Raw genomic sequence first — 24,559 nt, 5'->3', positions numbered from 1 at the left:
CATTGATGAAAATTGAATGTTTGCATTCAATCCTCTAGTGCTCACTATATGGTCAACAAAAATGCGAAATTCAAAAAGTATTTAAAACGCTTAGGAAAAATAATCCTCGGGGTATTATTGCTATTTTTTATTTTGGTGTTGGTCATTAGAACTCCTTGGGCCCAGAACTTCATTGTTTCTAAAGTCACTAATTACATATCTGACAAAACGAATACTAAAGTAGCCGTTGGCAATCTATACCTTACCTTCTCAGGAGACATTCAAATAGAGAATATATTTCTGGAAGATAAAAAGGGTGATACGTTATTCTACTCAAAATCACTGCAAGCAGATATCCCTATCTACCCCATTGTTTTTAAAAATGAACTTTCCATTGATGACGTAGTTTCAAATGGAGTAGTTGCTAAGATAAGTCGAGAAAACAATCCTGAAGAGTTTAATTTCACATTCTTAATCGATGCACTGACCACACCAACCGATACTACCGCAACAACCAGCGAACCAATGAGTATTACCTTAGGTAATTTAGATGTCGTTGATTGGAAATTGACCTATGCAGATGCCTATCTTGGAACCGACGTTAATTTAGTGCTTGGTAAGTTAGATATAGATGTATCTGAATTTGACTTAGGTACCATGGAGTTTTCTTTGGATGATTTTACGTTAAGCGATTCTGAGTTTAAATATGTACAATCTCATGCATTCCCCATAACCGAAGACAGCACAAGTACAGCGCTACCATATATTGAAGTTGAAGATTTTAATGTGAATAATGTTCATATCAACTACGACAGTCAGCCAGATGGTTTACAAACCAAATTACAATTAGGTACTATTGAACTAACAGATATACTAGCAGATGTTTCTAAAAATAGATACGAGACAGATGACCTTGTTTTACATGATTCACAAATAGACCTAAGAATAAGCGGTGTAGAAACTGAAGTAACTACATCCAATCCAGCTACATTCGAATGGCCAGAATTTATCATCGCCGCAAACACTATAGATATTGCTAAAAACAATTTCACCTATGCAATGAACGGCACAAAACAGGTTGCGGATACTTTTGACCCTGATGCCTTCAATATTCAGCAATTTCAATTGCAAGCTAAAAATTTGACCTACCAACCCGAGAAATTTAATTTGAATGTTTCTAAATTTTCATTTTCAGAACCCAGTGGCATCGGGTTAGATCAATTGGCATTTAATGCAGGCTTAACCAATACAGAAGCATCACTATCAGATGTCGTTTTTCAAATGAATGAAAGTTCAGTAAAAGCAGATTTTAAGGTACAGTTTAGTTCCTTAAAAGGCGCATTAGAAAATCCTGAAAAAAGTGCCTTGACGGTCAATATTTCAGACCTTAATTTAGAGCTAGATGATGTACTTCAACTACAACCTGAACTAGCCCAAAATCAGTATTTAGATTCCTTATCGGCATACCCTATCAGTGGCAATTTAAAAGCTAGGGGAACTTTGAAAAAAGTTGATGATTTCAGTACGGATCTACAATGGGGAGAGAACACTAAACTTGTAGCAAAAGGAAGTATCAATAATCTTACCGAGACAGATTCACTTACTTACAATTTGAACAATATTAGCTTCAAAAGCACTAAAGAATCAATAAAAAATATAATATCGTCTAAAGACTTAGGTGTTTCTATTCCTAAAACCATAATAGCGGAAGGAAATATATCTGGTGGAACCACATGGGTAAACCCTAATATGAATATCAAAATTCCTGAAGGAACCGCTAACGTAAATGCACTAGTAGATTTTGGAAATAGCACGAAATTTGACGGTGCTATTTCAGTCGATAGTTTACAACTGGGGCATCTGTTACAAAATGAGCAGTTAGGTAAAATATCACTTAGCATAAAGGGTAAAGGATCAGGAAGTGAACTAAGTAATTTTAATGCCGATATCAACGGTACAGTTTCGCAATTTCAGTACAGTGGATATGATTACAAAGAAGTGACTATTGACGGTAATCTAAAAGACGGCAATGGCAAAATAACTGCCAACATCAACGATTCAAATTTGAATATGAAAGCAAATGCTACTATGGCACTTTCATCAGAAGAAAATGACATTACATTTACTACAAATATTATCGGGGCAGATTTACAAGAGCTTGGTTTTACAAAAGATAATATTAAGATTGCCGCAAATATTAACGGTGATTACCAAGGAACGCCATCTAATTATACGATTAACACAACTATTGATGAAGGCATTGCCATTGCCGATAGTGAACAATACCAAGTTTCGACAATTGCTTTAAAAGCTCATATTGAAGATTCTATTACTGATGTATCGGTTAAAAGCAATTTCTTAAATGGGCAATTAGCATCAAATGCATCACCAAATCGTATTACAACTGCACTTAAAAAACAAATAGAACAGTATTTCTCTACCGATGATACTACGTTTAAAGCTGAGGACGATATTGACGCAAAATTGGCTCTCGCAATTATTCCAACTCCGGTTTTATCTAAGGTGTTTTTCAACGGAGTAAAAGACTTAGACTCTTTAAATATAGATGCAAGTTTTAATTCTAAGAATAGAAAAATATCCGCCGAGGTTAAAGTGCCTCATATTGCATACGCGGGTAGTTCTGTAGATAGTTTAAATGCATATATAAAGGGAGATTCTGTCGACCTTAAATTCTCTGCTGGTTTGGCAGATTTAATTTATGAACCCATCCACCTAAAACAGACTTATTTAGAAGGAAGTTTAAAAAACAAAGAGCTATTATTGGATTTTACTTCTAGAAACGACTCCGTACAAGTAATGCATATAGGATCGGGACTATCATTTCAAAAGGACACTTTAAGGCTCCATATCAATCCTGAAGATTTAATACTGAATAAAAAGCAATGGGAAATACCAGAGGATAACAGTATCGTTATTGCCGAAGCATATTCTGACTTTGAGAATGTAGTCTTGACCAGAAATGCTCAAAAAATGGAAATATCGAACAAATTTCCAAAAATGAATACCGAACATATCGGTATTCTGTTCGAGAACTTTCAATTACAGACTTTCCTTAGTTTTTTCAATCCTGATGAAGCTTTGGCGAAAGGAAAAGTAGAAGGAGATTTCGTAGTTCTTAATCCGTATACCGCATCGGGTCTAGTAGCCGATATTGATATTAAAGATTTTCACGTGCTCCAAAATCCGCTAGGTACTTTAACCCTAGATGCATCTTCAAAATCTTTATCAGAATACGATTTTGACTTGGCTATGAAAGATGGCGGTGCTAATCTTACCTTAACGGGAGATTACACAGCCAAAGAGAATACCGCCTTTTTAAACTTGGAGCTTGATATTCAAAAGCTCGAAGCCAGTATTATTCAAGGGTTCAGCAATGAACAATTGACCGATGGCAAAGGGTATTTAGATGGAAGCCTATTGGTAAAAGGCACACTTGCCGAGCCTAAATATTCCGGCAGAATAAATTTTAATGAATTTGGTTTGAGCCTAAACGCCTACAAATCTGCCTTCGCCATTGATGGTCAATCTATAGATATTGATCAAGATGACATTACCTTTAATTCATTTGCTATTAATGATATCAATCAAGGCACATTGACCATAGACGGTACAGTTACTACTGAGAGTTTTTCTAATCCGGGTTTTGATTTATCCGTAAAAACCGATCAGTTTAGAGTATTGAATTCCAAAAAAGGAGATGATGAATTGGTCTATGGTATTGCAAGTATTCAAGCAGATGTTACCGTAAAAGGAGATTTAGAATTACCGGTCATAGACGGAAAACTTCGTGTTAGAGATGTTACCGACCTCACTTATGTTGTTCCACAAAATCAATTGGATATTCAAGAACGTGATGGTATTGTCATCTTTGTCAACAGGGAAAACCCTGATGCTATACTGACAAAAACAGATGAAGAAACTACCAATTCATTTTTTGCAGGCATGGATATCAATACCATTCTAGAAATAGGAAACGAGGCAAAATTCACTATTGTTCTTGATGAAAAAACACAAGACAAACTACAGGCATCTGGTGATGCTACATTGAATTTGAACATAGACCCCAATCAAGACATTCGATTATCTGGGCGGTTAGAATTAAATTCAGGCTTCTATAGAACCAGCTTGTATAATTTGGTAAGCCGCGAGTTTCAGTTACAAAAAGGCAGTAGTATAGTTTGGAGCGGTGACCCTTATGATGCCAAAATGGATGTTACCGCTATTTATGAAATTGAGACATCAGCATCATCTTTAATGTCATCTATAAGTTATGGAACTGATAGCAGCGTATCTGGCACATACCAACAAGCAACAGACTTTTTGGTTTACTTGAATATTGACGGACAGCTAACACAGCCAGAAATATCATTTGCTTTAGATATGCCCGAGAGTGAACAAGGTAATTTTGGTGGTGCCGTCTATGGTCGTATTCAACAATTGAACGAACAAGAATCTGAATTGAATAAGCAAGTATTTTCCTTATTGGCACTAAACCGTTTTTACCCAACCACGGGTAGTGACGGTAGTAGCGGCGGTGCTATTTCAATTGCAAAAAACAATGTAAACAAAGTACTTTCTAATGAACTAACTTCCATTTCAAGTAAATTATTAGGGAATACCGGCTTTGAGCTTGGTTTTGATTTGGATAGTTTTGAAGATTACGAAAGTGGCACTGCTGAAAGTAGAACCCAATTGAATATAAGCGCAAGTAAAAAACTATTTAATGACCGTCTAATAGTAACTGCCGGTAGTGCCGTAGATGTAGAAGGTAGCGCCTCATCTAGCGAAACGGAAACACCATTAATAGGCAATGTTACTTTAGAGTATTTATTAAGCGAAGAAGGTACTTATCGACTTAAAGGCTTCAGAAAACAAGAGTATCAAAATATAATAGATGGGCAATTGATTATAACCGGAGTCGCTTTTATCTTTAATCGGGAGTTCAATAAATTTAGTCAATTATTCAGTCCGATAAAAAAAGAAGAATCCAAGAAAAAACCTTCAAAAAAGAACGATAAGAAAAAAGAGGAAATTGAAAAATAAAAAGATTACATATCGTACTTTACTCTGCATGGCGTTAGTGTTCGCCTATTCTTGCGGTATAGAAAAATATATACCAGAAGGGGAGCAATTATATACTGGAGCAACCCTTGATTTAAATTATGAAGGAGAACTACAAGACAGTAAGGAAGTAAAGGCAGAGTTGCTGAATCTTATAGAACCTAACCCTAACACCAAGTTTTTAGGAATGAAACCTGCCTTGTTTTTTCATTATAAGGCGCAGCGAGAAAAACCAGGATTCTTATATAAATTTCTAAACAAATCTTTTGGAGAAGAACCCGTTTATTTTTCAGATGTAAACCCTGAACGTGTAGAAGAATTGATATTGAACAGATTGGATAATAACGGATTTTTCTACAGTGAATCTGAATCTGAAACGGTCATAGATGAGAAATTTGCCTCGGTCAATTATTCCGCCAAGCTACCTGCTCCTTACGTATTGGAGAATTACACCCTAGAGTCGGATACTTTACCTATGTACAAGGAAATAGAAAAATTGCTACCGGAAACCGCGTTAAAAAAAGGAGACCGTTTTGATTTAGATCTTTTAAAAGCCGAAAGAGCACGTTTGAATAATGCTTTAAAGCAAAAGGGGTTTTACAATAGTCAAGAAGACCTGTTGATTTTTGAAGCGGATACCAATCGATACAAGAATAGAAAATTTGATTTGTTCTTAAGGCTTAAAAAAGATGTTCCTAGTCGTGCTTCTATTCCCTATAAAATAGACTCCATTACCGTTTACCCTAACTACTCAATAGAAGGAGATACGTTGCCATTCACCAAGGAAAACGTCACCCAAGTAGATAGTATAGATTTTATACAGAACGAATTGTATTTTAAACCAGAACTCTTAGAGTCATACTTACTTTTTAATGAAGGTGACCTATACGATGCGAACACATCTAAACAAACTAGCAGCAGATTATCTGCATTGGGCAGCTACAAGTACGTAAACATACAATACACCGAATTGAACACTACTGCAACCGACGGTAATGGCGGAACCTTAGCAGCAGATATCTATTTAGCCCCATTAACAAAACGATCCATTAGGGCAGAACTACAGGCGGTTTCTAGATCTAACGGTTACACGGGTCCGGGAATCTTATTGAGCCATACCAACAGAAATGTTTTTAATGGTGGTGAAACTTTTAGTGTTTCGGCAGATTTTTCTTATGAGTTACAATTGTCTAACAGCGATTCTAACCTTAGCAGTATTGCCGGTGGTTTAAGTGCCGATTTAATCATACCTAGATCAATACCATTTTCACCTAGTAGATTCAAATATGCCGTGCCCAAAACCAAAATATCTTTAGGAATTGATTTTCTGCAGCGTAGCGACTTGTTCACCTTAAGTTCTGTAAACAGCAGTTTTGGGTATACCTGGAAAGAAAATCAGTACGTTTATCACACCTTAGACCCTATTAGCATCAACTATTCTAGACTATCTAATGTAACCGATGAGTTTCAGGCTATTCTAGATGATAACGAATATTTAAGTCAAAGTTTTGAACAGCGTTTTATAGCTGGCTTACTGTATAGTTTTACGTATGACGAAGTATCTAATCTTAGCAAAGAAAAACCAATTTACTTTTCTACGAATTTTGACTTAGCAGGAAATGCATTGAGTTTGTTTAGCGGAGGCTCAAATACCATTTTTGGATCAGAATATGCACAATATGCAAAAGTGGATGCTGATCTACGACTCTACTTACGTTGGCAAAAAGAACGCACGTTAGTATCTCGTTTATATGCAGGCTGGGGTGTACCGTATGGAAATAGCACCACTTTACCTTTCGTTAAACAATTTTACTCTGGCGGTCCATATAGCGTGCGGGCATTTGACATAAGATCCATAGGTCCTGGTAATTTTTTACCGGACACCGATGATGATACTACCGATTATTACGACCAATCTGGTAATTTAAAGTTAGAAGCCAATGTAGAGTATCGTTTTCCACTTTTCTCCTATTTAAAGGGTGCATTTTTTGTGGATGCAGGAAATGTATGGCTAACGGGCGATTATTCTAGTCTAATAGAAGATGAGTCTACCAGTACTTCATCTGTTTCACTTTTTACTGATGGCAAATTTGAAAAAGACTGGTTAAGCGAAGTAGCGGCAGGTGTAGGTTTTGGTGTTCGTTTAGATATTCAAAGTTTTGTAATTCGCTTAGATTTAGCTTCGCCACTGCGTATACCCTATTTAGAAGAAAACGAACGTTGGAATGTACCTTTCTTTGGAAATGTGGATAATAACATGACCTTGAATTTCGCTATAGGCTATCCATTTTAAGAAACTAATTTCCCCAAATACGTTGCCATAGCGCAACCATTAAACGTTTGGCGTCTCTTTTGAACTTCGGTCTTTCTTCCACAATTAAATCATCACCATTAGGTACTAGTTTATAACTGAAAGCAAATTGATTTTCATTATCGTCCAAACTAATGAGTCCGAATCTTAGGTCGTTAAAATACAGCTGTCCGTCATTTTCGGTAATCGTATACCAGCCTTCGGTTATTTTTATAAGTCGCTCTATTTTATCGTTACTAGACCATTTACCCAGTAATTCATGATTTTTAGGATACGATGTAAACGAGATAGACTGCGTATCAAAGAAAGAATAATCTCCCATTAAGTACGCATCATCCGTTTCTATATTAGCCATCCAAAGGACTGTATTCAAAGGTGCTGGACGCGTATTTATTTCTCGATAAGATATGTTCTGAGTTTCAAGCCCTTGTTCAAATTTTTGAAAAGCTACTCCTTTTAAAACCAAAGTCAATATTAAATAAGAAGTACTAATTAATAGTCCGAGTTTTATATACTTACTGCGCTTATCAGAAGTCCGTTTTTGAAACATCGCCAATATAACAAATGTGATGAATGGCACCGTATAAAGTGGATCTATCACAAAAATACTTTGAAATGCTAAACGGGTTTTAAAAGGCCAAAACAATTGTGTGCCCCAAGTGGTAAAAGCATCTAACAACGGATGCGTAAAGAGACCCCAGAACATTAACTTAGACCACTCTTTCCAAGTAGCGGATTCTTTTTTATTTATTTTCCACACCAACCAACCGAATATGGGTGCAAACATTATTGAAAAGAAAATGGAGTGACTAACTCCCCTATGCCATTCGGTAGCTGTAACCGTATCTAAAAAATACCGCGTAATTACATCTAGATCGGGTATCGTACCTGCAATAGCCCCATAAAGCATGGCTTTGTTCCCTATTTTCTTACCAAGTACCGCTTCCCCAACGGCTGCGCCAAGAACAATTTGTGTTAATGAATCCATTTAAAATATTATTCGATTATAAGACTTTGTTCTGCTGAAATTAAATCGCCCTCTGCACTCATGCCCTCAACGAAAAAGGTCACATTGGTCTGCAGTGTATTTAAAATTTTAAATGTGCCTACTCCATTTTCATCAGTCTTTAATTCAGGAACCCAATGTATAGTGCCAAAATTCTCGAATTCATTAGAAAGGTACGAAGTGTATTTAGGGGTATAGAATTTCTTAACAGGTTCAAATCCTTTTTTAAGTTCGTACTTAAAAACATTCTCATCTTTACCATACTGATCATTATAATCCCTTGGCAATCTTCTGGTATAAATACGAATTACGCCACCGGCGCCCCTTGCTCCTTCCCACGACCCATTTTTATCAATCATAAAACTTTCTATTTCGCTTGTAGGCATTTTATATAGAATATCAAAGTTTGGTAAACGGGCATTATCTAAATATATAATAGGAACAGGATAAGTATTAGCTGCAGAAAAGGAAGATGGAAGAATTGACCTAATTAAAACCCGAGTTATACTACTAAATTCTAGACCCTCCATCACATTATAACCCCTTGACCGAATAATATCGGTAACATATGGTAATTGAAATTCTAAACTTTCACTAACTTCAGTCATCCTATTTGCCACGTATTTAGGAATTAGAGAGTTCTTGACGACAGTAGTTTTAATCTTATCTTCAACAACCGTAACCTCATTTAGATTTATGGTATTATCAGAAGAAATCAGATCTGGCGCATTATTTATTTTAAAACTATTTTCATCTTCAAATTCTACTTTTTCTTTCCAAATAGTATCCATTTCATCGGGGATTGTCCCTAACTTCATATTCAAACCTATATTTGGTTTTGCCAATTTTCCATTCTTTACAATTAACGTAAAATCCAAGGTTTCACCTTTTACAGGAAAATTTTTCTGAATCAAAAATCTATTGTCTAAAATGTCTAAATATCTACTACGACCATCAGGAAAACTAACTAAAAGCTTTTCTTCTGATGTAACTCCTTTATTATAAATAGTTCCTTCTAAATCTATTCCCTTTTCAAATTCATAAAACTGACCAGGAGGTCCTTTAAATACATCGGTCCAATCATATCTAGACCAACCTTGGGTCATCAATAAAAGATCTAGATCATTCTCTTTCTTAGAGGTAACATCCTTAAAATAATATTTTGGATTTTCAATAAATCCTTTTACATAAGGTTTTAAATAGAATGCACTATAAATGGAGTTTTTTTGATTGTAAGAAATTGTATTGCCAGGTAAAACAGAGACACTTAAATTTTGTTGCACATTACCGGTATCAAGAAGTTTGACTTGAATATTTAAAGAATCGCCCTCTGTAGTTATTTTGCTTACCTTCAACTTAGTGTCTAAAAGATCTGCATGATTAAAAACCAATCGTTCTGCAATTGGCTTACCATCTGGATTAAATAACGTCAAGATATTCAACCCTTTATTAAGCACCTCTTTATTTAAAACTTTTGATACAAATAGTTTATTCTTGGGGAAGGTAATGGGGATTCTATTGGCGTGACCATCTTTATGTACCAGCAAATAAAACTGTTTTTCATTAATAATTTCCTTTGTAGCCTCGTTTGTTGTTAAACTAATAATGAACCGGTCATCATCAACATTCTTTACACTAAAAGAGATACCTACTTTAGAAGGTTTTTGGAGTGTATTGGTTTCCACCCTACCATCGTCAAACTCTATTTTAGCCACGTATTCAACACCCGATTTAGGATTAAAATTAAATTTTCCCAAACCAAAAATTGATGTATAGAATCTGGCTACCTGAGTATTATCGCTATCGAATACAGACCCTTCTACAATTCTAACACCATATCCGTTAGCATCAGTAACTTTAACTCCCATAACACCAGGCGCGTCTTCAACGAAGTTACCGCCTTCAGGCAGAAACTGGATATCATAATCTTTAATAGATTTAGCCTTTTCAATCGGTTTTTCATTTAAAATGGTGATTTTCTGAACAAAAGAATCATCTTCTTTAAAATTCTTCATCCAATTTGTACTTGTACGAAGATAATACTCACCACTAGCAAGCATTGAATCTACGACAATACTACCTTTAAAATAACCATCACCTGCTTTAAAATGATAGTTGTTAAATTTCTTTCCGTCGGCATTATACAAGCCTACATGAACCGTTGTAGTCTGACTAAAGGGTTTATTGTTATGCCTATCGTAAACATAACCCTTTAACCATACTTCTTCATTGGCTATATACGTTGTTTTGTTAGTGTGTAGAAATACAGACTCTCTTGGTAATTCAAAATATTTCAGGAATTTATCCTTGACCAAATTGTTACCAATTTCATTTTGAGCTAGAAGAATATTTGAAAAAAGAAAAAGGAATAAAAGCGAAATTCTATGCATAAAAAAGACGGAAAATGATTACAATTTTAAATCTAAGAATAAAAAAGATTTATTCAATAATCCCCATCTTCTTTAACAAAAAGGAAGCGTTCATATTTTGACAAATACCGTCTTTGAACGTGTAATCAAAATGTAGTTCGTTATCTATGATTTCCGCGTCAAAATAATGGTTCTTTACTGCATTATATTCATTTGCGACTTCGCAAAGACTAAGATCATGCGTAGCAATAATGCCAGTAGATTTACTCTTTACTAAACGCTCTACAAACTTTCTTGAACCCAATGCCTTATCAGTACTATTAGTTCCCTTTAAAATTTCATCTAAAACAATAAAATAACGGTCCGTTTGTATTTCATCTACAATGTATCTAAGGCGCTTTAATTCTGAAAAGAAGTAAGACTCATCATCTGTCAATGAATCTGTGGTACGCATACTGGTAATTAGTTTTATTGGGGAATAACTTACAGATTCAGCACAAACTGGCAACCCCACATTAGCCATCATAATCTGTAATGAAACAGTTCGTAAGAATGTACTCTTACCAGCCATATTTGCACCGGTAATGATAAAGAACTGTCCGCCATCAATAGTAATATCATTCAATACACTTTTCGCTGGATCTAATAACGGGTGACCTGCATTTTTAGACTTTAATACCACTCCGTCATTGGTAATCGTAGGATATGTGAAATTCGGATGATTAAAAGCGAAGTTCCCTAAACTACTATACGCATCAAAAAATGCGATGGCATTGAACCAAATTTCTACACTTTTACCATGCGCCTCAATCCATTTTTCAATAGCAAGACAATCAGTTAATGAGCGAAGGAAAAATCCGTTTGCAAATATTAAATATAGTAGATTATTATTACGGTCTAGGTTGCTTAAAAGTGATGCAAATTTCTTTAGAACTTTAGAATTATGTTCACCATTGCTTAAAATATTTTCTTTTTGCTTTTTCAATAAATCTGATGTAAAATCAGTCTTTTCTATCATTGCCAATAGTTGATTGTACTGGTCAAAAGTAGATTTCATTTTGGTAGCACTCTGTCCTAAATTGGTTACCTTTTTTGTAAATAGACCAACAATAATCATTCCTAGAACTAACCATGAAATCAAAACAGATTCTGGTAGGTAATCCAAAAAGTATGCAATAAAAATAGCCACTGAAATAATTGAAAATACTAGCGGAATAAATTTCATTGCCTTGGGCACAAAAGATTCGTAATTCTTTAACCATTTAGCAATAGTATGTGTAGAAGTTTCCGTTTTCGTTAATGCTGCCATCGCAGAAAACTCTTGTCGCCAATCAACTTTTTTACCAATTTCAGTAATTGCTTCTTGCTTTTCGGCAATATCGTTAATCGAATTCTCCTTATAAATATCGGCTAATAAAAGGCTACCTTCAGTAAGTTTTGTCCTATTTGAAATTTGATAAAAAGAACCTTCACCAAACAAGTCTATATCTTGGCTGAAAAAATGAATGTCATCGGCAAATTCTTTTCCGTTAGGTAATTTAGAAAAGTCTCTTTTTAGCACTTGTAACTCTACTTGATTGAGATTTCTCAACTCTTCAATTTTAGCTTTTTGAAGTTTTAGATTTGTGTACTTACTTACTAAAAACAAGAACAATGGTATACCAACAAATAACACGGCAACCACATATTTGGCATTTACCGAAGCGAAATAAAGTGCAGCTATTGTACCTAAGAATATCAGTAATCGTAACGTGCTAAATAAAAATAGTTTCTTATTTAAAACTTCAATAAGCTCCTCAAACTTTTGTACGCGTTGGGTGTAAAATTCTTCTAAATTATTCATGAATATCAACCTATTATAGAAAAGGTAAAGATAGTCTTAGAAAATGGTTTCTATAAATGGAAAGTAGATTTAAAACATTCATTTCATTCTATAAGTTATCTTCAGCAGCACCTTCATAAGTGGTATAGTTTATTTTCAACAAATTCACCACACGCAGTTCGCTTTTAAGGTCTTCTATTATTCCCATTTTCACACCAACGTCTGCTTTTATGGAGACTGTTGCAACACTTTTTAAATGTTCTGGCATTGACGACAAGGCTTGCAATGCATAATCGCCGACTTCATCTACAGTAATAAATTTATTATCCATTTGAATTCTGGGCTCATCTCCCAAATTTGTATTACTGTCGTTAGTAGGCTTACCCACATAAATTTCAATAACCCTATCTTTCTTGTCCAATTTTTCAGTTTCAGTTGCGGTTGGCAAGGTATTCTCCACCAATAAATTTTGATTCTTCATAACGGTAACCGTCATAAAGAAAAAGAGAAGTATAAAAACAATATCAGGTAATGATGCTGTTGATACAGGAGGCAAGCTTTTACTAGATCTATACTTGTTGAATTTTATCATGGTCTTAGTTATTTACGGTTTCTGGTTCTAGAATTTTCTGTGGATAAAGTGCTCTTATTATTTCCAGTCGTTCTTTCAAAACTTTCTTTTTATCCTCGTTAATTTCTTCATTGTAATAATCGGAATAAATGGTTTTATAAGGAGTATTGAACAATCGTAAGCTCTCTCTATCTCGTAATTCATTATAAGCTGCAATAACTTCATTTTGCACAGTTACATAAACCGGATAACTACTATTACGCTGTGCCTTTAAAGAAATAATAGCTTTATCAGGATTCTCAGAGGAATCTGCGAATCTATTTCCTTTACAATAATTACAATATCCTTCTGCTTCTAATGTTAATCCTCCGTTATCAATAAACGCGATTACTTTCTCTCTAAGGTTTTTAGGGTCTATAATATCTCCTTCTGCCATTATTAAATCAGCATCATTTATGCGGATTTCAAAAAGGTTTCTCTCTTTGATATCTACAATAGCATTATTATCATCAGGAGGCATAATACGGTTTAGTCCCGCATCATTTTCTATAGAAGTGGTAACTAAGAAAAAGATGAGTAATAAAAAAGCGATGTCAGCCATTGACCCGGCATTTACTTCTTGAGGGTTTCTGTGGTTTTTCATAAATAGTGGTTTTATACACTATTAAGTACTGAAAATTGACCGCTAACGAAAAGTTATAATGAGGGAATGGTGGTTTTGAGTGAGGGAATGGGATATTATTTACCGTTTGGTAATATCACAGTCTAGCATTAAATGTATATGACACCCTCATTTTTAAAATAGAATTGACCTATAGATTGCGTATTAGAGCTATTTAAAATTACCCTATATTATTAAGCATTTCATCTATACGATTTACTGCTTCTTTTTTAGAAATACCCTCATAATAGTCTTTAACTAAAGGATGGTCAAAATCTTGATGTGGAAAAATCTCAGGTCTACTATTACCTGTTTTAGTTATAACATCACAAGGAATTGAAAGCGTGTTTCCATATTCAGCAATATTACTACATAACCACCCAAAATATCCCACTTCATGATTAGAATTATTATAATTCTCCTTATAATCAGAATAACTTTTTTCACTTAAGGAAACCCAAAGACCATATTCAAGAGTTTCACAAATATCATTTACTTTTTGGGTAAGCGTCACCCTAATGAAACGGTCAATTTGGTCAGGATGATGAATTTCACAAAAATCCGTATCCAGTTTTCCTATTTCTTGTTTTTCCTTATCAGAAAGATTATGATAGTTAGTAGGAGAATTAAAAGCTAAAGCTGGCCAATCAGAATGTATTTTTCCGCATTCGGAGCATGTAAATGCAGGTGGTACTTTCTTTTTTCTTTTCCAAAACATTAATCTTAATCTTTTATTTATTGTTGAAAGATCAAACAAATCACAACGCCTCCAACTCCGCCTTCACTTTCTTAGTCAATTTAGAAACCACCAAATTGTATGAATGATCAATAAGTTCTTTTGTAAGGTCTTTGGATATTTTATCTAAGTAAACAGTGTTCCAATGCTTTTTACTCATGTGCCAACCTTCAATAATGCCATCATGCTCTTCACGAAGTGCTAAAGCTCTTTCTGGGTCGCATTTTAAATTAACGCGAAGCGGAACATTATCCAAGCCACAAAGGGCAAACATTTTACCCATAACTTTGAATACCAGCGTCGTCTCATTAAAAGGAAAAGATTCTGTTACTCCTTTTTTTGAGATACAATAATCTCGGTATTCTTCAACGTTCATGCTATTGAGGTTTTAGAACATAAATTAATTAAGGTCAAATACAGCAAACAGTACCCGACCTTAAAATTATGGTACTTTTTAGATACTAATAGAATCGTAAACGATGACCTTAGACCATAGGCTTTCAGACTCGGCAATAAACACCTTGTGCGGTGCCTCGTCTTGATATGCCTGCTGAGATTCAGCAGAATCGAAACTTACGATTAAAGAATACGTAAATGAACCATCTACCACATCTCTACTCGCTTTTGGCGGCTTGCCAATAAATTGTGTTTTAGCATATGCCGAGTTATCTAAAAACTTACGTAAAGAAGTTTCAAAAGCAGTTCGGTCTGCTTGATTATCAGGGTTTTTCAACCAAAAAAATACAGTATGGGAAAAATTAGCGTCGAATTCAGTCATTTTATCATCATTTTGACCAAAAGTTACAGAGGTCATTAGTGTTATTGCAAGGATACAAATTACGTTTTTCATAATTAAATCTTAGTTGTTTATTGTTTTTCTTCGAGTAATTCTATTTGTTTCTGCGGAATTTTAAGTGCGGAATAATCTAATGTCCAACCTATGGTCTCTACAATTTTTTCCATTATCAAAACTGTCTGCAAGGCTTCTTTTCTTGCGTTATCCATTAGTCCGCTTTCAGGAATCTTTTCCTTTATATGTGCTTTGGCTTCCGCATTTAATTTGGTTAAATCATCTGGAGCAAAAAAGTTAAAAAATCCACTTTTAATATCATAAAACTCCAGTTCTGGTTCAATACTTAGTACTTCCGGTTGCGGAAAATTATCAAGAACTATTTTTTTCTTTTTCTCATCGGCATGCATTAAAAGTTTACTTAGATCATAGCCTATATGTGCTTTAGCTTTTATAACTACCAAAGCCTTCTTTTTACTACTCACCAAACTCATGAAATCTTTTACATTTTCATACTGGTAGATTTCTGCAAATTCACCTTCTACAGATATCAATTTGCAAACACTTTTCATCTTCTCTAACAACACGGTAGATTGGTGTGTTGTAATCTCTTTACTTTTCTTGCCTTTAAAAAAATTAAAAAGCCAATACATGCCAATAGCCCCTAAAACCAGACCGAGAATCGTATCAAATATATTATCCATTGTTATTTCCTATTTCGCCTAAATGCGTAAACTTAAACCCTTTATCATATTTGAGTCCGTAACCAAAGATACGGTCCATGGCGGTATGTATAAAAAGAATTGTACCTATTAATTGTATTATGGGTAACATAAAATAAATACCTACAAAGTATAATAGTACGGCGAATCCCCTATGGTGAAAGGTATTATAACACACAGCACCTATTTTGGAACCTAGTAAATAACCCAACATTGAAATATCTGGCGTAAGTATCAAAACTGGCAACCACCACCATTGATAACCTAATAGACCGAACATAAAAATACCCAACACCATTAAGGCGAGTTCCTCTAATTTTAGTAGATTTCTCATAATTATTCTATTTTATAAAGCACCGGTCTGCTTGGGCTAGCGTCATTCTCAAAAGGTGCCACCTGCAAGTTTACAAAGTACACACCATCAGCAATTGAATTTGGAACATAAATAAACTCGGTAATAGTAGCGTTTAATCTCACCTCTCCATTAAAGTTCCAAAATGCCTTGTGCGCCAGAAGCTTGCCATCATCTTTTTCCTTGTCTACAGATGGCAAGTCGATCAACAAATGCTCCACTCCCAAATCTTTTAATAACACCATGGCATCCTCTAATATGTAAGGCGGGTTGGTATGCGAATACTGCCTATTTCGTTTTGATGCCAGATTCGGTAGCGTTCTTATCACTAATGCCTTTGGGGTATTACCGCCAAGTAACTTTTGAAATTGATCTTTTGTAATGACCAAATCTCCTTTTTCTTCAGATGGTGTAATCGTAATCACCTCAGCCAAAAAGAAAAACTGTTTTAAATGCTGATTTATAGATTGATGCGCTGCAGAAATATGACCAACACACTCCGTATGCGTACCATGGGAATGCGGATTGAATGAAATATCATAAAAATTAGTACTAGAACCTGCCGCAATACTCCCTGTAAAATTAGTTTCTCTATGGGGCTCTATTGTTGGAGCATCAATATACCAAGCATTTACATTATCATCGTTATTAGTAATAGGTATGGAAATATCTAGGGGTTTAGATAGGTCTATTTTGTACTCGTTGGCATTATAGGTTATGATAGTCTTCATTTTACAATTTGTAAATTTATGTGCAGACGTATGGTTAAGGCTTATCTTTTAAGAGTTAGAAAATTACGAATTTTTAGATTGCTCATAACAAGCTTCTTTCATCTATTTCAAATTCAACATAAACAAATCTGCCGCAATGCCGTCTGCTAGAAACATCCCTTTTTTAGTGGTCTTCAGAATGTCACCATCAACAAAAAGTAAATGCTCTTCTAGAAACTTATCGGCTTGCATTAGCGCATATTCTTTGTATTGAGGTCCGAATTCAGTTGATATTCTAGCAAGAGACACACCCCAGATAGTCCGCAAGCCTGTCATCACATACTCGTTATATTTATCGGTCGAAGAAAGTACTTCCACCTCCATAGGTAATATATTCTGCTCTATGGATTTTATATACTTAGGGTTATTATTGATATTCCATCCTCTACGCACTCCATCAAAAGAATGAGCGGACGGACCAATGCCTATATATTTTTTCTGCTGCCAGTAGGCGGAATTATTTTGAGAATAATACCCTGGTTTTCCAAAATTGGAAATCTCATAACAATCGAATCCTGCTGCAAGCAAAGTATCGTTCAGCAGGTTAAAATGCTCTTGCGTTTCTTCGTCAGATGTAGGCGTAATCAACCCATCATCCACGAACTTCGCAAGTGCCGTTTTGGGCTCTACCGTAAGGGCATAACTAGAGATATGGGGAATATTAAAATCAAGTGCTTTATTAATATTTTGCTTCCAGCGTTCTAAAGTCATATTGGGCATTCCATAAATAAGATCGATGGAAATATTATCGAAATGCTGACTCGCCAATTGCAAACACTTTTCAGCTTCCAAAGCATTATGTGCCCTGTTCATCAATTTTAAATCTTCCTCAAAAAATGATTGAATGCCTATACTTAAACGATTTATAGGACTGACTGCCAGTTGTAGTATTTTCTCTTCGGATAAATCATCAGGATTCGCCTCTAACGTAATTTCCGGATTGTCTACAACATTATAATGTTCACGAACCGCTTCTATCAATTGCTCAATTTCCTTAGTTTCTAAAACAGAAGGTGTACCTCCACCAAAATAGATAGTAGCTACTTGCTCGCCTTTAAACTCTTTTTTTCGGAGCTCTAGCTCTTTGCTCAATGCTTTCACCATCGCCTCTTTCTTTCCCATAGTGGTAGAAAAATGGAAATCACAATAGTGACAAGCCTGCTTGCAAAATGGTATGTGGATGTAGATACCGGACATAGTTTCAGTTTTCAGTGGGCAGTACCAGTATTCAGTAGGCAGTACCAGTTTTCAATTTACAGTTCTTAGTTTGAACCAAATTTACTTGGGTTATTAATCATATAGTTTAAAAGCTTACCAACTTCTTCACTATCTTTTATAAAATCATTAAATGTTATTTGGTCAATATATTCACATTTTAATGCAAACTCTAGCCAAGTCTGAGTTTCTGAATTTTCAGCATCGCTATCAGTTAACTTACTTATAAAGTGCTTAGGATAACTTCTTTTACGATAGGCTTCTGCAATATTAGCGCTCACACTTCTAGACGAACGTCTAATTTGGTCAGTCAAAGAATATTTCTCTTCTTTAGGAAAGGATTTTGAAGTATGAAATATCTTCATTGCAAGTGCAAAAGACTTTTTGTAAGCCAACAAATCTTGAAACTGCATATATTATTTTTACTGGTTACTGCTACTGATAACTGTTACTGAATACTGGTACTGCCCACTGAAAACTATTTTTTAACTCGTTTCTCATTCTGTTTCACAAAAGCATCCCAGCCAGAATAACTTTTACCGACCACATCAACTCTCCCTTGATTATAAAAATGACAAACGGCAGCAGCAAGTCCGTCAGTGCTATCTAGATTTTTTGGGAGTGTTTTTAGTCCCAATACGCTTTGTAACATTCTAGCGACTTGTTCCTTACTAGCATTACCATTTCCGGTTACCGCCATTTTAATTTTTTTGGGCAGGTATTCGGTAATCGGTATTTGACGTGATAGTCCCGCTGCCATAGCAACTCCTTGTGCACGCCCTAGTTTAAGCATCGATTGTACGTTCTTACCGAAGAAAGGTGCTTCAATGGCAATCTCATCTGGGTGATAGGTATCTATCAATTCGATAGTACGCTCAAAAATGAGTTTTAATTTGGTGTATGGGTCGTTATATTTTTGAAGAAGCAATTCGTTCATTTGAATAAACTCCATTTTTTTACCTACCACTTTTATGAGTCCGAAACCCATAATAGTCGTACCTGGGTCAATACCCAAAATTATTTTCTCGTTCGCCAAAATGCTTAGTTTGTATTTAATTGAACCGGAATTCGATATTTGGTATTCACCGGAATTCCTCTTTTTAAAGCAGGTGCAAGTTTAGGAAGATTCTTTAAGCTTTGCGTAATAACGCCATCAAATTCTGGCATTTGGTTTAATACTAGTTCATTTTTATAAATATCGGCAACTCTTATTTTACCTAGGGTATCAATGACAAAAATAACCTCAACGGTTTCACTTTCCTTATCGGTCAAGGTGAATTCAAAATCATTCAAGGTTTCTTGAAAATGGGAGATTAAGGTTTCTTCAAAGCAAATCTTTTGCTGTTCTTTGGTAACCGCTTCATCGCAAGTATAGAAAAACGGATAAGAATCTACACTGTTCCAATCCATATGGCGCAATTCCTCATCTATAAGCTCTTGCGTTCTTTTTTGTTTAGATTCAAAGAACGAACATGAACTTATAAGTATCATAAAAAGGAAAATTACAACTCGTTTCATTACACCTGTTCTACAAGTGAAATTACGATTTTTTTAAGGAGTTTAATCTTTGGTAAAATGGATTTCTTCCTTTAACTCAGAAATACGTTTTTTGGCAGTTTCATAATAGTACGGATGCTGATTCGGATAATTTTTCAAGAAATTCTCATAATAGCCTAATTTCTTCTTCAAGTCAGTACCAAACTGATCGTACGTGGTGGCTATATTGTAATAGATAAACGCATTAGATGTATCTTCTTTATGTGCTCTTTCGAATAATTTGAACGCCTTTTCTAAATCTTTTTGCTCACGGGCGATATATGCCAATTGATTATAGCCATTTGCAAAAATGGGTTTTTGAACAGCCATTGCTTTGTTAATATAAATTTTAGCGCTGTCTAATTTGCTTTCTTTCTGATAAACACTGGCTAGGTCAAAATACGTCTGTGAATTGGTATCATCTCTCTTCAATAAAATGGCATAAGCTTCTTTAGCCTTTTTAAACTCCCAATTTCGCCTATAGGAAATGCCTAGTTTTTCATAGACGTAATCTTTATCCTCTCCTAATTCTAAAAGCCGTTCGAATAAAGGAATTGCTTTCTCGAATTGAGAATCATTAAATAGTACCAATGCATGTAAATTAATGAGAGAGACATCATTCTCATAATAATCCAAACCCTGTAAAATGTATTTTAAAGCATTATCGCGCTCTTGCTTAATAGTGTAATGTTTTGCAAGCTGAAACAGACTTCTAAGATGTGTACTATCTAATTTAATTGCTTTTTCGTAATGTTTTAAACTTGAGTCTGCAGCATCTAAATGACGATTGACTTCCCCCAAATAAAATTGAAATTCCGGATTAGTTGTATTGAGATTGGACAAATTGATAAACACAGGTTTTGCCTCGTCAAACCTATTTACTTTCAGCAATAATTTTCCAAGTTCAAATTGTGCGAGTTGATTTTCAACATCTTCATCGACCACATATTGATACTGTATAATAGCTTTTTCATAATTGCCAACGGCATTGTAACTTCTTGCTATCTGAAGCGCAGCAGAAAGTCCGCCAACTTTGGAATATTCATTAATCGCCTTTGAATAATTCCCTAAAGTATATAAGCTATCAGCAATAGCTAAAGCCGAGGTTTGAGCCTCGACTTTAATCTGTAATAATAGCAGTGTAAATATAAAAAGATGCTTCACTTATTACTTTTTAATTCTAATTTCAACCACTCCCTTTTTACCTTCTTCACCATATTTTTCTATGGCTTTTTCATCTTTTAAAATAAAAATACTTTCTATAGTATTTGGATCAATAGCTTCCATTTCTAGTTTAGTGATTTTTCTATCATTAACATAGTACAAAGGCTCCATTTCCATATCATCTGAAATTTCAGAAACCATATTCGCAGTATCATCCTCTTGTAATTGAAATTGAACCGGAATCGAAAAAGGTACGTTCACAGCCTTACCCGATTGCTTTCCAGGTGTCATTTCTGGTAACCTCGTAATAATGCGTTCTACCTCATCTTCTAACAACTTATCTGGACCACGCATTTTAATATTTTCAATAGTGCCTTCTGAAGAAATGATGAACATAGTATTTACTCGCCCCTCTATATTCGCATCTCTAGCTGCTTTTGGATAATTAAAATATTTACCAATATGTTGCTGCATTTTCTCATTAAAGCAAGCGCGCTTATCGTCTGCATCTTCACAGCCTGGAAAAATTGGGACCTCATCAACTACAGCATAAGGAACATCATTCTCATTTCCGTATGTTTTTTCATCTAGTATAGAACTATCACTATCATCTAATTTGAATTGAATAGGAATAGAAAATGGAACATTAACCGCTTTGCCAAATTGTTTACCAGGTTTCATTTCTGGTAACTTCTCAATAATGCGCTCTACCTCATCTTCTAATAATTTATCAGGACCACGCATTTTAATATTTTCAATTTTACCCTCTGAAGAAATAATGAACATGGTACTTACTCGCCCTTCTATATTAGCATCTTGGGCAGCTTGCGGATAATTAAAATGCTTACCAATATGCCGCTGCATTTTCTCATTAAAGCAAGCACGTTTATCGTCTGCATCTTCACAACCAGGAAAAATTGGGACTTCCTCAACTACTGCAAAAGCAACATTGACATTATCCATATCTTCAAATTCTTCTTCACTTACAATCTCAACACTTCGAGACTCAATACTACCCCTTATATCTTTATTATCGGTCTTTATTAAAAAAACATTTGTGTCATCATAAAGAATGATATTCGTTAAATAATCAGGTTCATTTTCTAAACTAACTAACAATTCATTGAATTTTTGTAATTCATTTGAACTAAGCTTCGATGTTTTATTTACTTTATATTTTAGAAAATCTGATGGATAAGCCCCTAAACTGTTATCATAAAAAGTAATATCCTTTCCGAATGCTTTAACCGATGATTTTAGGTCATTATCCATTAATTTATAAGCTTTTCTTTGACCTATAAAACTATTATATCCATCAGTAGAAGGTGGCTGTAACGTTGCTAACTCAATGTTTTCACCCGGATTTTCTTTAATATAACCTTTAAATACCTTCTCCATGACTTCATTTTGTAAGACTTTATATAGAAAAAATTCATGTTTGGTAATTTCTTGGTCAATATGCTTATATTTTTCCGCTAATCCAGAAGTATATAAGTAATTCATATCCAAATTATTCACTTTAATTTTATCCTTTATTTCTGAAATTAAAAGCTCATCATTTTCATTGATTACTTGACTATCAGTTGTGGTCTTATTCATTTTACAACTAGTATATAGCAGCATTCCCAATACCATTGGCACAAGAAGCAAATACTTCAACTGCCAAACTTTTTTTGATTTTGATTTTTGTAACATGATTATTCGTTTTTTGATTAATGATTTTGTAAAAAATTGATTGATGAATGATATATGTTCGGTTTGAAAAACCTGAGCCAGCAACTGCTCATAATGATCTGATTTATGCTCTTTTGATACTTGAGCATCGGCAATAAATTCATGTAGTTCTGAAATACGATTTTGATATACGTACACTAGCGGATTAAACCAGCCTACAATTCTCATCAACTCAAAGAACAACAAATCGTATGTATGCCTTTGTTTTATATGTACCAATTCGTGAGCTATTATGGTATCATGTTTCATCTTCAATACTTTATCTCCAATAAAAATGGATTTAAAGAACGAAAAAGCAATATTGCTGTTTGCTATAACAATCTGGGTAAACAAAGGGTAAGAAATCTTTTCTCCGCTTTTTCTCAATAGATACAACTGTCTAATTTTTAATCCGAATAACACCATTGCTACAAGCATTCCACCATACAGCACTCCTTCTTGCCAAGTCACATTCCAACCCGTTGATTCTTGAACCTGTACTACTACATCTGTATTTTGTAATCCCCATAAATATTCTGGGTATTGGGCAAATGTCTGCGGCACTTGCTGCTTAAAAGCTTCTATTTTTACCCAAGGTAATATCAAAGACAAAACAAAGGTTCCGATTAAATACAGCCTATTCCATTGAAAAAACGTTTCTTTCTTTAGAAAAAAGTCATAAATAACTAAGAAAAGAAGTTGAAAGGCGATGCACTCCAAAATGTATTGTATCATGGTTTTTCCTTTTTAATTTCATTTAAAACAGATTCCAATTCCGATAGGCTCATATCATTCTTCTTCATAAAAAATGACACCATACTTTTAAATGAACCTTGAAAATAGCCGTCTACCAATTTGTTGATGGATTGATTACTGTAATCTGATTTCTTCACCAAAGGGAAATACAAATATCCTTTACCTACTTGTTCATGATCAACAAAACCCTTGCTTTCTAAAATTCTAACAATTGTAGAAACGGTATTATATGCCGGTTTTGGTTCAGGTAATTTTTCAATGATCGATGCTACGTTACATTTCTGTAATTCCCATAACACAATCATTACTTCTTCCTCTGCTTTTGTCAACTGCTTCATTCAACTAATCTTTTAGTTCTACACCCAAATATAACTAAATATTTAGTTTAAACTAATTTTATAGTTGAAAAAATTTATTTTGATAGGTGATCATGTAACAAATGCAACCTATATTAGTCTTATAAGCAACACTTACTATTTACAATGGATATATTTTTATTAGTTCTAGGCTTTATATTAATGCTCGTAGGTATTCTAGGAAGCTTTTTACCCGTTTTACCCGGACCTCCAATTAGTTGGGTAGGTTTACTGTTATTATATTCTACCAGCGCTATTACCATGAATTGGACGTTTTTAGGTATTACACTAGCTATAGCCTTAGTAGTTTTTGGATTAGATTACGTAATACCAGCCATAGGAACAAAGAAGTTTGGAGGTACGAAAGCGGGAGTTATAGGAACCACGGTAGGATTATTGGTTGCTTTAATATTCCCAGTTCTAGGACCATTCGGAATTATTATATGGCCTTTTGTGGGTGCTTTAGTAGGAGAATTACTGAATAAAGCAGACAAAAAAACCGCTACGAAAGCGGCTTTTGGTTCTTTTTTAGGATTTTTAACAGGTACATTTTTAAAATTTATGGTCGCCATTGTTTATTTGGGACTCTTCATTTCAAAAGCTTGGGAGCATAGTAATGCCCTATTTCCTTTCTTTAATTAAAGGAGA

21 protein-coding genes are annotated in these 24,559 nt (G+C 34.6%); 3 read left to right on the top strand and 18 right to left on the bottom strand.

From position 1 onward, the window contains the following. The first annotated feature begins 117 nt into the window (after positions 1 to 117). Both P177_RS03165 and tamL read left to right on the top strand, forming a co-directional pair. Positions 118 to 5,043, top strand: a complete 4,926-nt coding sequence (locus tag P177_RS03165; RefSeq protein ID WP_167333091.1) for a translocation/assembly module TamB domain-containing protein — start codon at positions 118 to 120, stop codon at positions 5,041 to 5,043. After that, complete coding sequence (gene tamL / locus P177_RS03160; RefSeq protein WP_036151759.1) at positions 5,033 to 7,354, top strand: translocation and assembly module lipoprotein TamL; 2,322 nt, start codon at positions 5,033 to 5,035, stop codon at positions 7,352 to 7,354. Before P177_RS03165 ends, tamL begins: the two co-directional genes overlap by 11 nt. 4 nt (positions 7,355 to 7,358) lie before the next feature. Here the strand turns inward: tamL and P177_RS03155 are convergent, their stop codons facing one another. The 18 genes from P177_RS03155 to P177_RS03070 all read right to left on the bottom strand — a co-directional run bounded on the left by P177_RS03155 (position 7,359) and on the right by P177_RS03070 (position 23,893). Beyond that, positions 7,359 to 8,360 (bottom strand): metal-dependent hydrolase, encoded by a 1,002-nt coding sequence (locus tag P177_RS03155; protein ID WP_036151757.1) that lies wholly within the window; start codon positions 8,358 to 8,360, stop codon positions 7,359 to 7,361. 8 nt (positions 8,361 to 8,368) lie between these two features. Next, positions 8,369 to 10,768, bottom strand: a complete 2,400-nt coding sequence (locus P177_RS03150; protein ID WP_036151755.1) for a hypothetical protein — start codon at positions 10,766 to 10,768, stop codon at positions 8,369 to 8,371. Positions 10,769 to 10,817: 49 nt separating this feature from the next. Further along, entirely contained in the window at positions 10,818 to 12,590 is a 1,773-nt protein-coding gene (locus P177_RS03145) for a MutS-related protein (RefSeq protein WP_036151753.1), read from the bottom strand. Between the two features lie 88 nt (positions 12,591 to 12,678). Further along, on the bottom strand, positions 12,679 to 13,161 hold the full coding sequence (locus P177_RS03140; RefSeq protein WP_036151751.1) for an ExbD/TolR family protein: 483 nt from the start codon (positions 13,159 to 13,161) through the stop codon (positions 12,679 to 12,681). Between the two features lie 4 nt (positions 13,162 to 13,165). After that, a complete protein-coding gene (locus tag P177_RS03135) occupies positions 13,166 to 13,783 on the bottom strand; it encodes an ExbD/TolR family protein (protein ID WP_036151749.1) in 618 nt (205 codons plus the stop codon). A gap of 199 nt (positions 13,784 to 13,982) precedes the next feature. After that, positions 13,983 to 14,519, bottom strand: coding sequence for a DUF2199 domain-containing protein (locus tag P177_RS03130; RefSeq protein ID WP_051941691.1), 537 nt, complete (start codon positions 14,517 to 14,519; stop codon positions 13,983 to 13,985). A 40-nt stretch (positions 14,520 to 14,559) separates the two neighbouring features. After that, positions 14,560 to 14,913 carry an MmcQ/YjbR family DNA-binding protein gene (locus P177_RS03125; protein WP_036151747.1) on the bottom strand — a complete coding sequence of 118 codons (354 nt, stop codon included), beginning with the start codon at positions 14,911 to 14,913 and terminating at the stop codon, positions 14,560 to 14,562. A gap of 78 nt (positions 14,914 to 14,991) precedes the next feature. After that, a complete protein-coding gene (locus P177_RS03120) occupies positions 14,992 to 15,351 on the bottom strand; it encodes a Dabb family protein (RefSeq protein WP_394330711.1) in 360 nt (119 codons plus the stop codon). Between the two features lie 53 nt (positions 15,352 to 15,404). Next, positions 15,405 to 16,031 carry a DUF4230 domain-containing protein gene (locus P177_RS03115; protein WP_036151740.1) on the bottom strand — a complete coding sequence of 209 codons (627 nt, stop codon included), beginning with the start codon at positions 16,029 to 16,031 and terminating at the stop codon, positions 15,405 to 15,407. Further along, on the bottom strand, positions 16,024 to 16,383 hold the full coding sequence (locus P177_RS03110; protein ID WP_036151739.1) for a DUF4260 domain-containing protein: 360 nt from the start codon (positions 16,381 to 16,383) through the stop codon (positions 16,024 to 16,026). Before P177_RS03110 ends, P177_RS03115 begins: the two co-directional genes overlap by 8 nt. Before the next feature lie 2 nt (positions 16,384 to 16,385). Further along, the gene (locus P177_RS03105) at positions 16,386 to 17,132 is read right to left on the bottom strand and encodes a cyclase family protein (RefSeq protein ID WP_036151736.1); all 747 of its coding nucleotides are present in this window, start codon (positions 17,130 to 17,132) and stop codon (positions 16,386 to 16,388) included. A 102-nt stretch (positions 17,133 to 17,234) separates the two neighbouring features. Continuing rightward, complete coding sequence (gene hemW / locus P177_RS03100) at positions 17,235 to 18,368, bottom strand: radical SAM family heme chaperone HemW (protein WP_036151734.1); 1,134 nt, start codon at positions 18,366 to 18,368, stop codon at positions 17,235 to 17,237. A gap of 65 nt (positions 18,369 to 18,433) precedes the next feature. Beyond that, positions 18,434 to 18,799, bottom strand: a complete 366-nt coding sequence (locus P177_RS03095) for a four helix bundle protein (protein WP_036151732.1) — start codon at positions 18,797 to 18,799, stop codon at positions 18,434 to 18,436. A gap of 65 nt (positions 18,800 to 18,864) precedes the next feature. Then, a complete protein-coding gene (gene ruvC, locus P177_RS03090; protein ID WP_036151729.1) occupies positions 18,865 to 19,422 on the bottom strand; it encodes a crossover junction endodeoxyribonuclease RuvC in 558 nt (185 codons plus the stop codon). 5 nt (positions 19,423 to 19,427) lie between these two features. Then, complete coding sequence (locus P177_RS03085; protein ID WP_036151727.1) at positions 19,428 to 19,904, bottom strand: hypothetical protein; 477 nt, start codon at positions 19,902 to 19,904, stop codon at positions 19,428 to 19,430. 42 nt (positions 19,905 to 19,946) lie between these two features. Next, positions 19,947 to 21,086: a tetratricopeptide repeat protein gene (locus P177_RS03080; RefSeq protein ID WP_036151725.1), complete on the bottom strand. Its 1,140-nt coding sequence runs from the start codon at positions 21,084 to 21,086 to the stop codon at positions 19,947 to 19,949. 3 nt (positions 21,087 to 21,089) lie between these two features. After that, positions 21,090 to 23,534 carry a M56 family metallopeptidase gene (locus P177_RS20315; protein ID WP_051941689.1) on the bottom strand — a complete coding sequence of 815 codons (2,445 nt, stop codon included), beginning with the start codon at positions 23,532 to 23,534 and terminating at the stop codon, positions 21,090 to 21,092. After that, positions 23,531 to 23,893 (bottom strand): BlaI/MecI/CopY family transcriptional regulator, encoded by a 363-nt coding sequence (locus P177_RS03070; protein WP_036151723.1) that lies wholly within the window; start codon positions 23,891 to 23,893, stop codon positions 23,531 to 23,533. The genes P177_RS20315 and P177_RS03070 overlap by 4 nt, the downstream gene beginning before the upstream one ends. A 144-nt stretch (positions 23,894 to 24,037) precedes the next feature. On the opposite strand from P177_RS03070, the gene P177_RS03065 reads away from it, so the two are divergent. After that, the gene (locus tag P177_RS03065) at positions 24,038 to 24,553 is read left to right on the top strand and encodes a DUF456 domain-containing protein (RefSeq protein WP_036151719.1); all 516 of its coding nucleotides are present in this window, start codon (positions 24,038 to 24,040) and stop codon (positions 24,551 to 24,553) included. Positions 24,554 to 24,559 lie beyond the last annotated feature (6 nt).

Source organism: Maribacter forsetii DSM 18668 (assembly GCF_000744105.1).
Classification (GTDB): Bacteria; Bacteroidota; Bacteroidia; order Flavobacteriales; family Flavobacteriaceae; genus Maribacter; species Maribacter forsetii.
This window is presented reverse-complemented; position numbering and strand designations above follow the sequence as displayed.

What these genes read in the sequence shown, in the direction of transcription:
- P177_RS03130 (WP_051941691.1), bottom strand. Translation starts at nt 14,519, where the DNA reads ATGTTTTGGAAAAGAAAAAAGAAAGTACCACCTGCATTTACATGCTCC.
- P177_RS03125 (WP_036151747.1), bottom strand. Translation starts at nt 14,913, where the DNA reads ATGAACGTTGAAGAATACCGAGATTATTGTATCTCAAAAAAAGGAGTA.
- P177_RS03070 (WP_036151723.1), bottom strand. Translation starts at nt 23,893, where the DNA reads ATGAAGCAGTTGACAAAAGCAGAGGAAGAAGTAATGATTGTGTTATGG.
- P177_RS03105 (WP_036151736.1), bottom strand. Translation starts at nt 17,132, where the DNA reads ATGAAGACTATCATAACCTATAATGCCAACGAGTACAAAATAGACCTA.
- P177_RS03135 (WP_036151749.1), bottom strand. Translation starts at nt 13,783, where the DNA reads ATGAAAAACCACAGAAACCCTCAAGAAGTAAATGCCGGGTCAATGGCT.
- P177_RS03065 (WP_036151719.1), top strand. Translation starts at nt 24,038, where the DNA reads ATGGATATATTTTTATTAGTTCTAGGCTTTATATTAATGCTCGTAGGT.
- P177_RS03115 (WP_036151740.1), bottom strand. Translation starts at nt 16,031, where the DNA reads ATGGATAATATATTTGATACGATTCTCGGTCTGGTTTTAGGGGCTATT.
- P177_RS03140 (WP_036151751.1), bottom strand. Translation starts at nt 13,161, where the DNA reads ATGATAAAATTCAACAAGTATAGATCTAGTAAAAGCTTGCCTCCTGTA.
- P177_RS03155 (WP_036151757.1), bottom strand. Translation starts at nt 8,360, where the DNA reads ATGGATTCATTAACACAAATTGTTCTTGGCGCAGCCGTTGGGGAAGCG.
- P177_RS20315 (WP_051941689.1), bottom strand. Translation starts at nt 23,534, where the DNA reads ATGATACAATACATTTTGGAGTGCATCGCCTTTCAACTTCTTTTCTTA.
- P177_RS03120 (WP_394330711.1), bottom strand. Translation starts at nt 15,351, where the DNA reads ATGACCTCTGTAACTTTTGGTCAAAATGATGATAAAATGACTGAATTC.
- P177_RS03095 (WP_036151732.1), bottom strand. Translation starts at nt 18,799, where the DNA reads ATGCAGTTTCAAGATTTGTTGGCTTACAAAAAGTCTTTTGCACTTGCA.
- P177_RS03085 (WP_036151727.1), bottom strand. Translation starts at nt 19,904, where the DNA reads ATGAAACGAGTTGTAATTTTCCTTTTTATGATACTTATAAGTTCATGT.
- P177_RS03150 (WP_036151755.1), bottom strand. Translation starts at nt 10,768, where the DNA reads ATGCATAGAATTTCGCTTTTATTCCTTTTTCTTTTTTCAAATATTCTT.
- hemW (WP_036151734.1), bottom strand. Translation starts at nt 18,368, where the DNA reads ATGTCCGGTATCTACATCCACATACCATTTTGCAAGCAGGCTTGTCAC.
- P177_RS03110 (WP_036151739.1), bottom strand. Translation starts at nt 16,383, where the DNA reads ATGAGAAATCTACTAAAATTAGAGGAACTCGCCTTAATGGTGTTGGGT.
- P177_RS03145 (WP_036151753.1), bottom strand. Translation starts at nt 12,590, where the DNA reads ATGAATAATTTAGAAGAATTTTACACCCAACGCGTACAAAAGTTTGAG.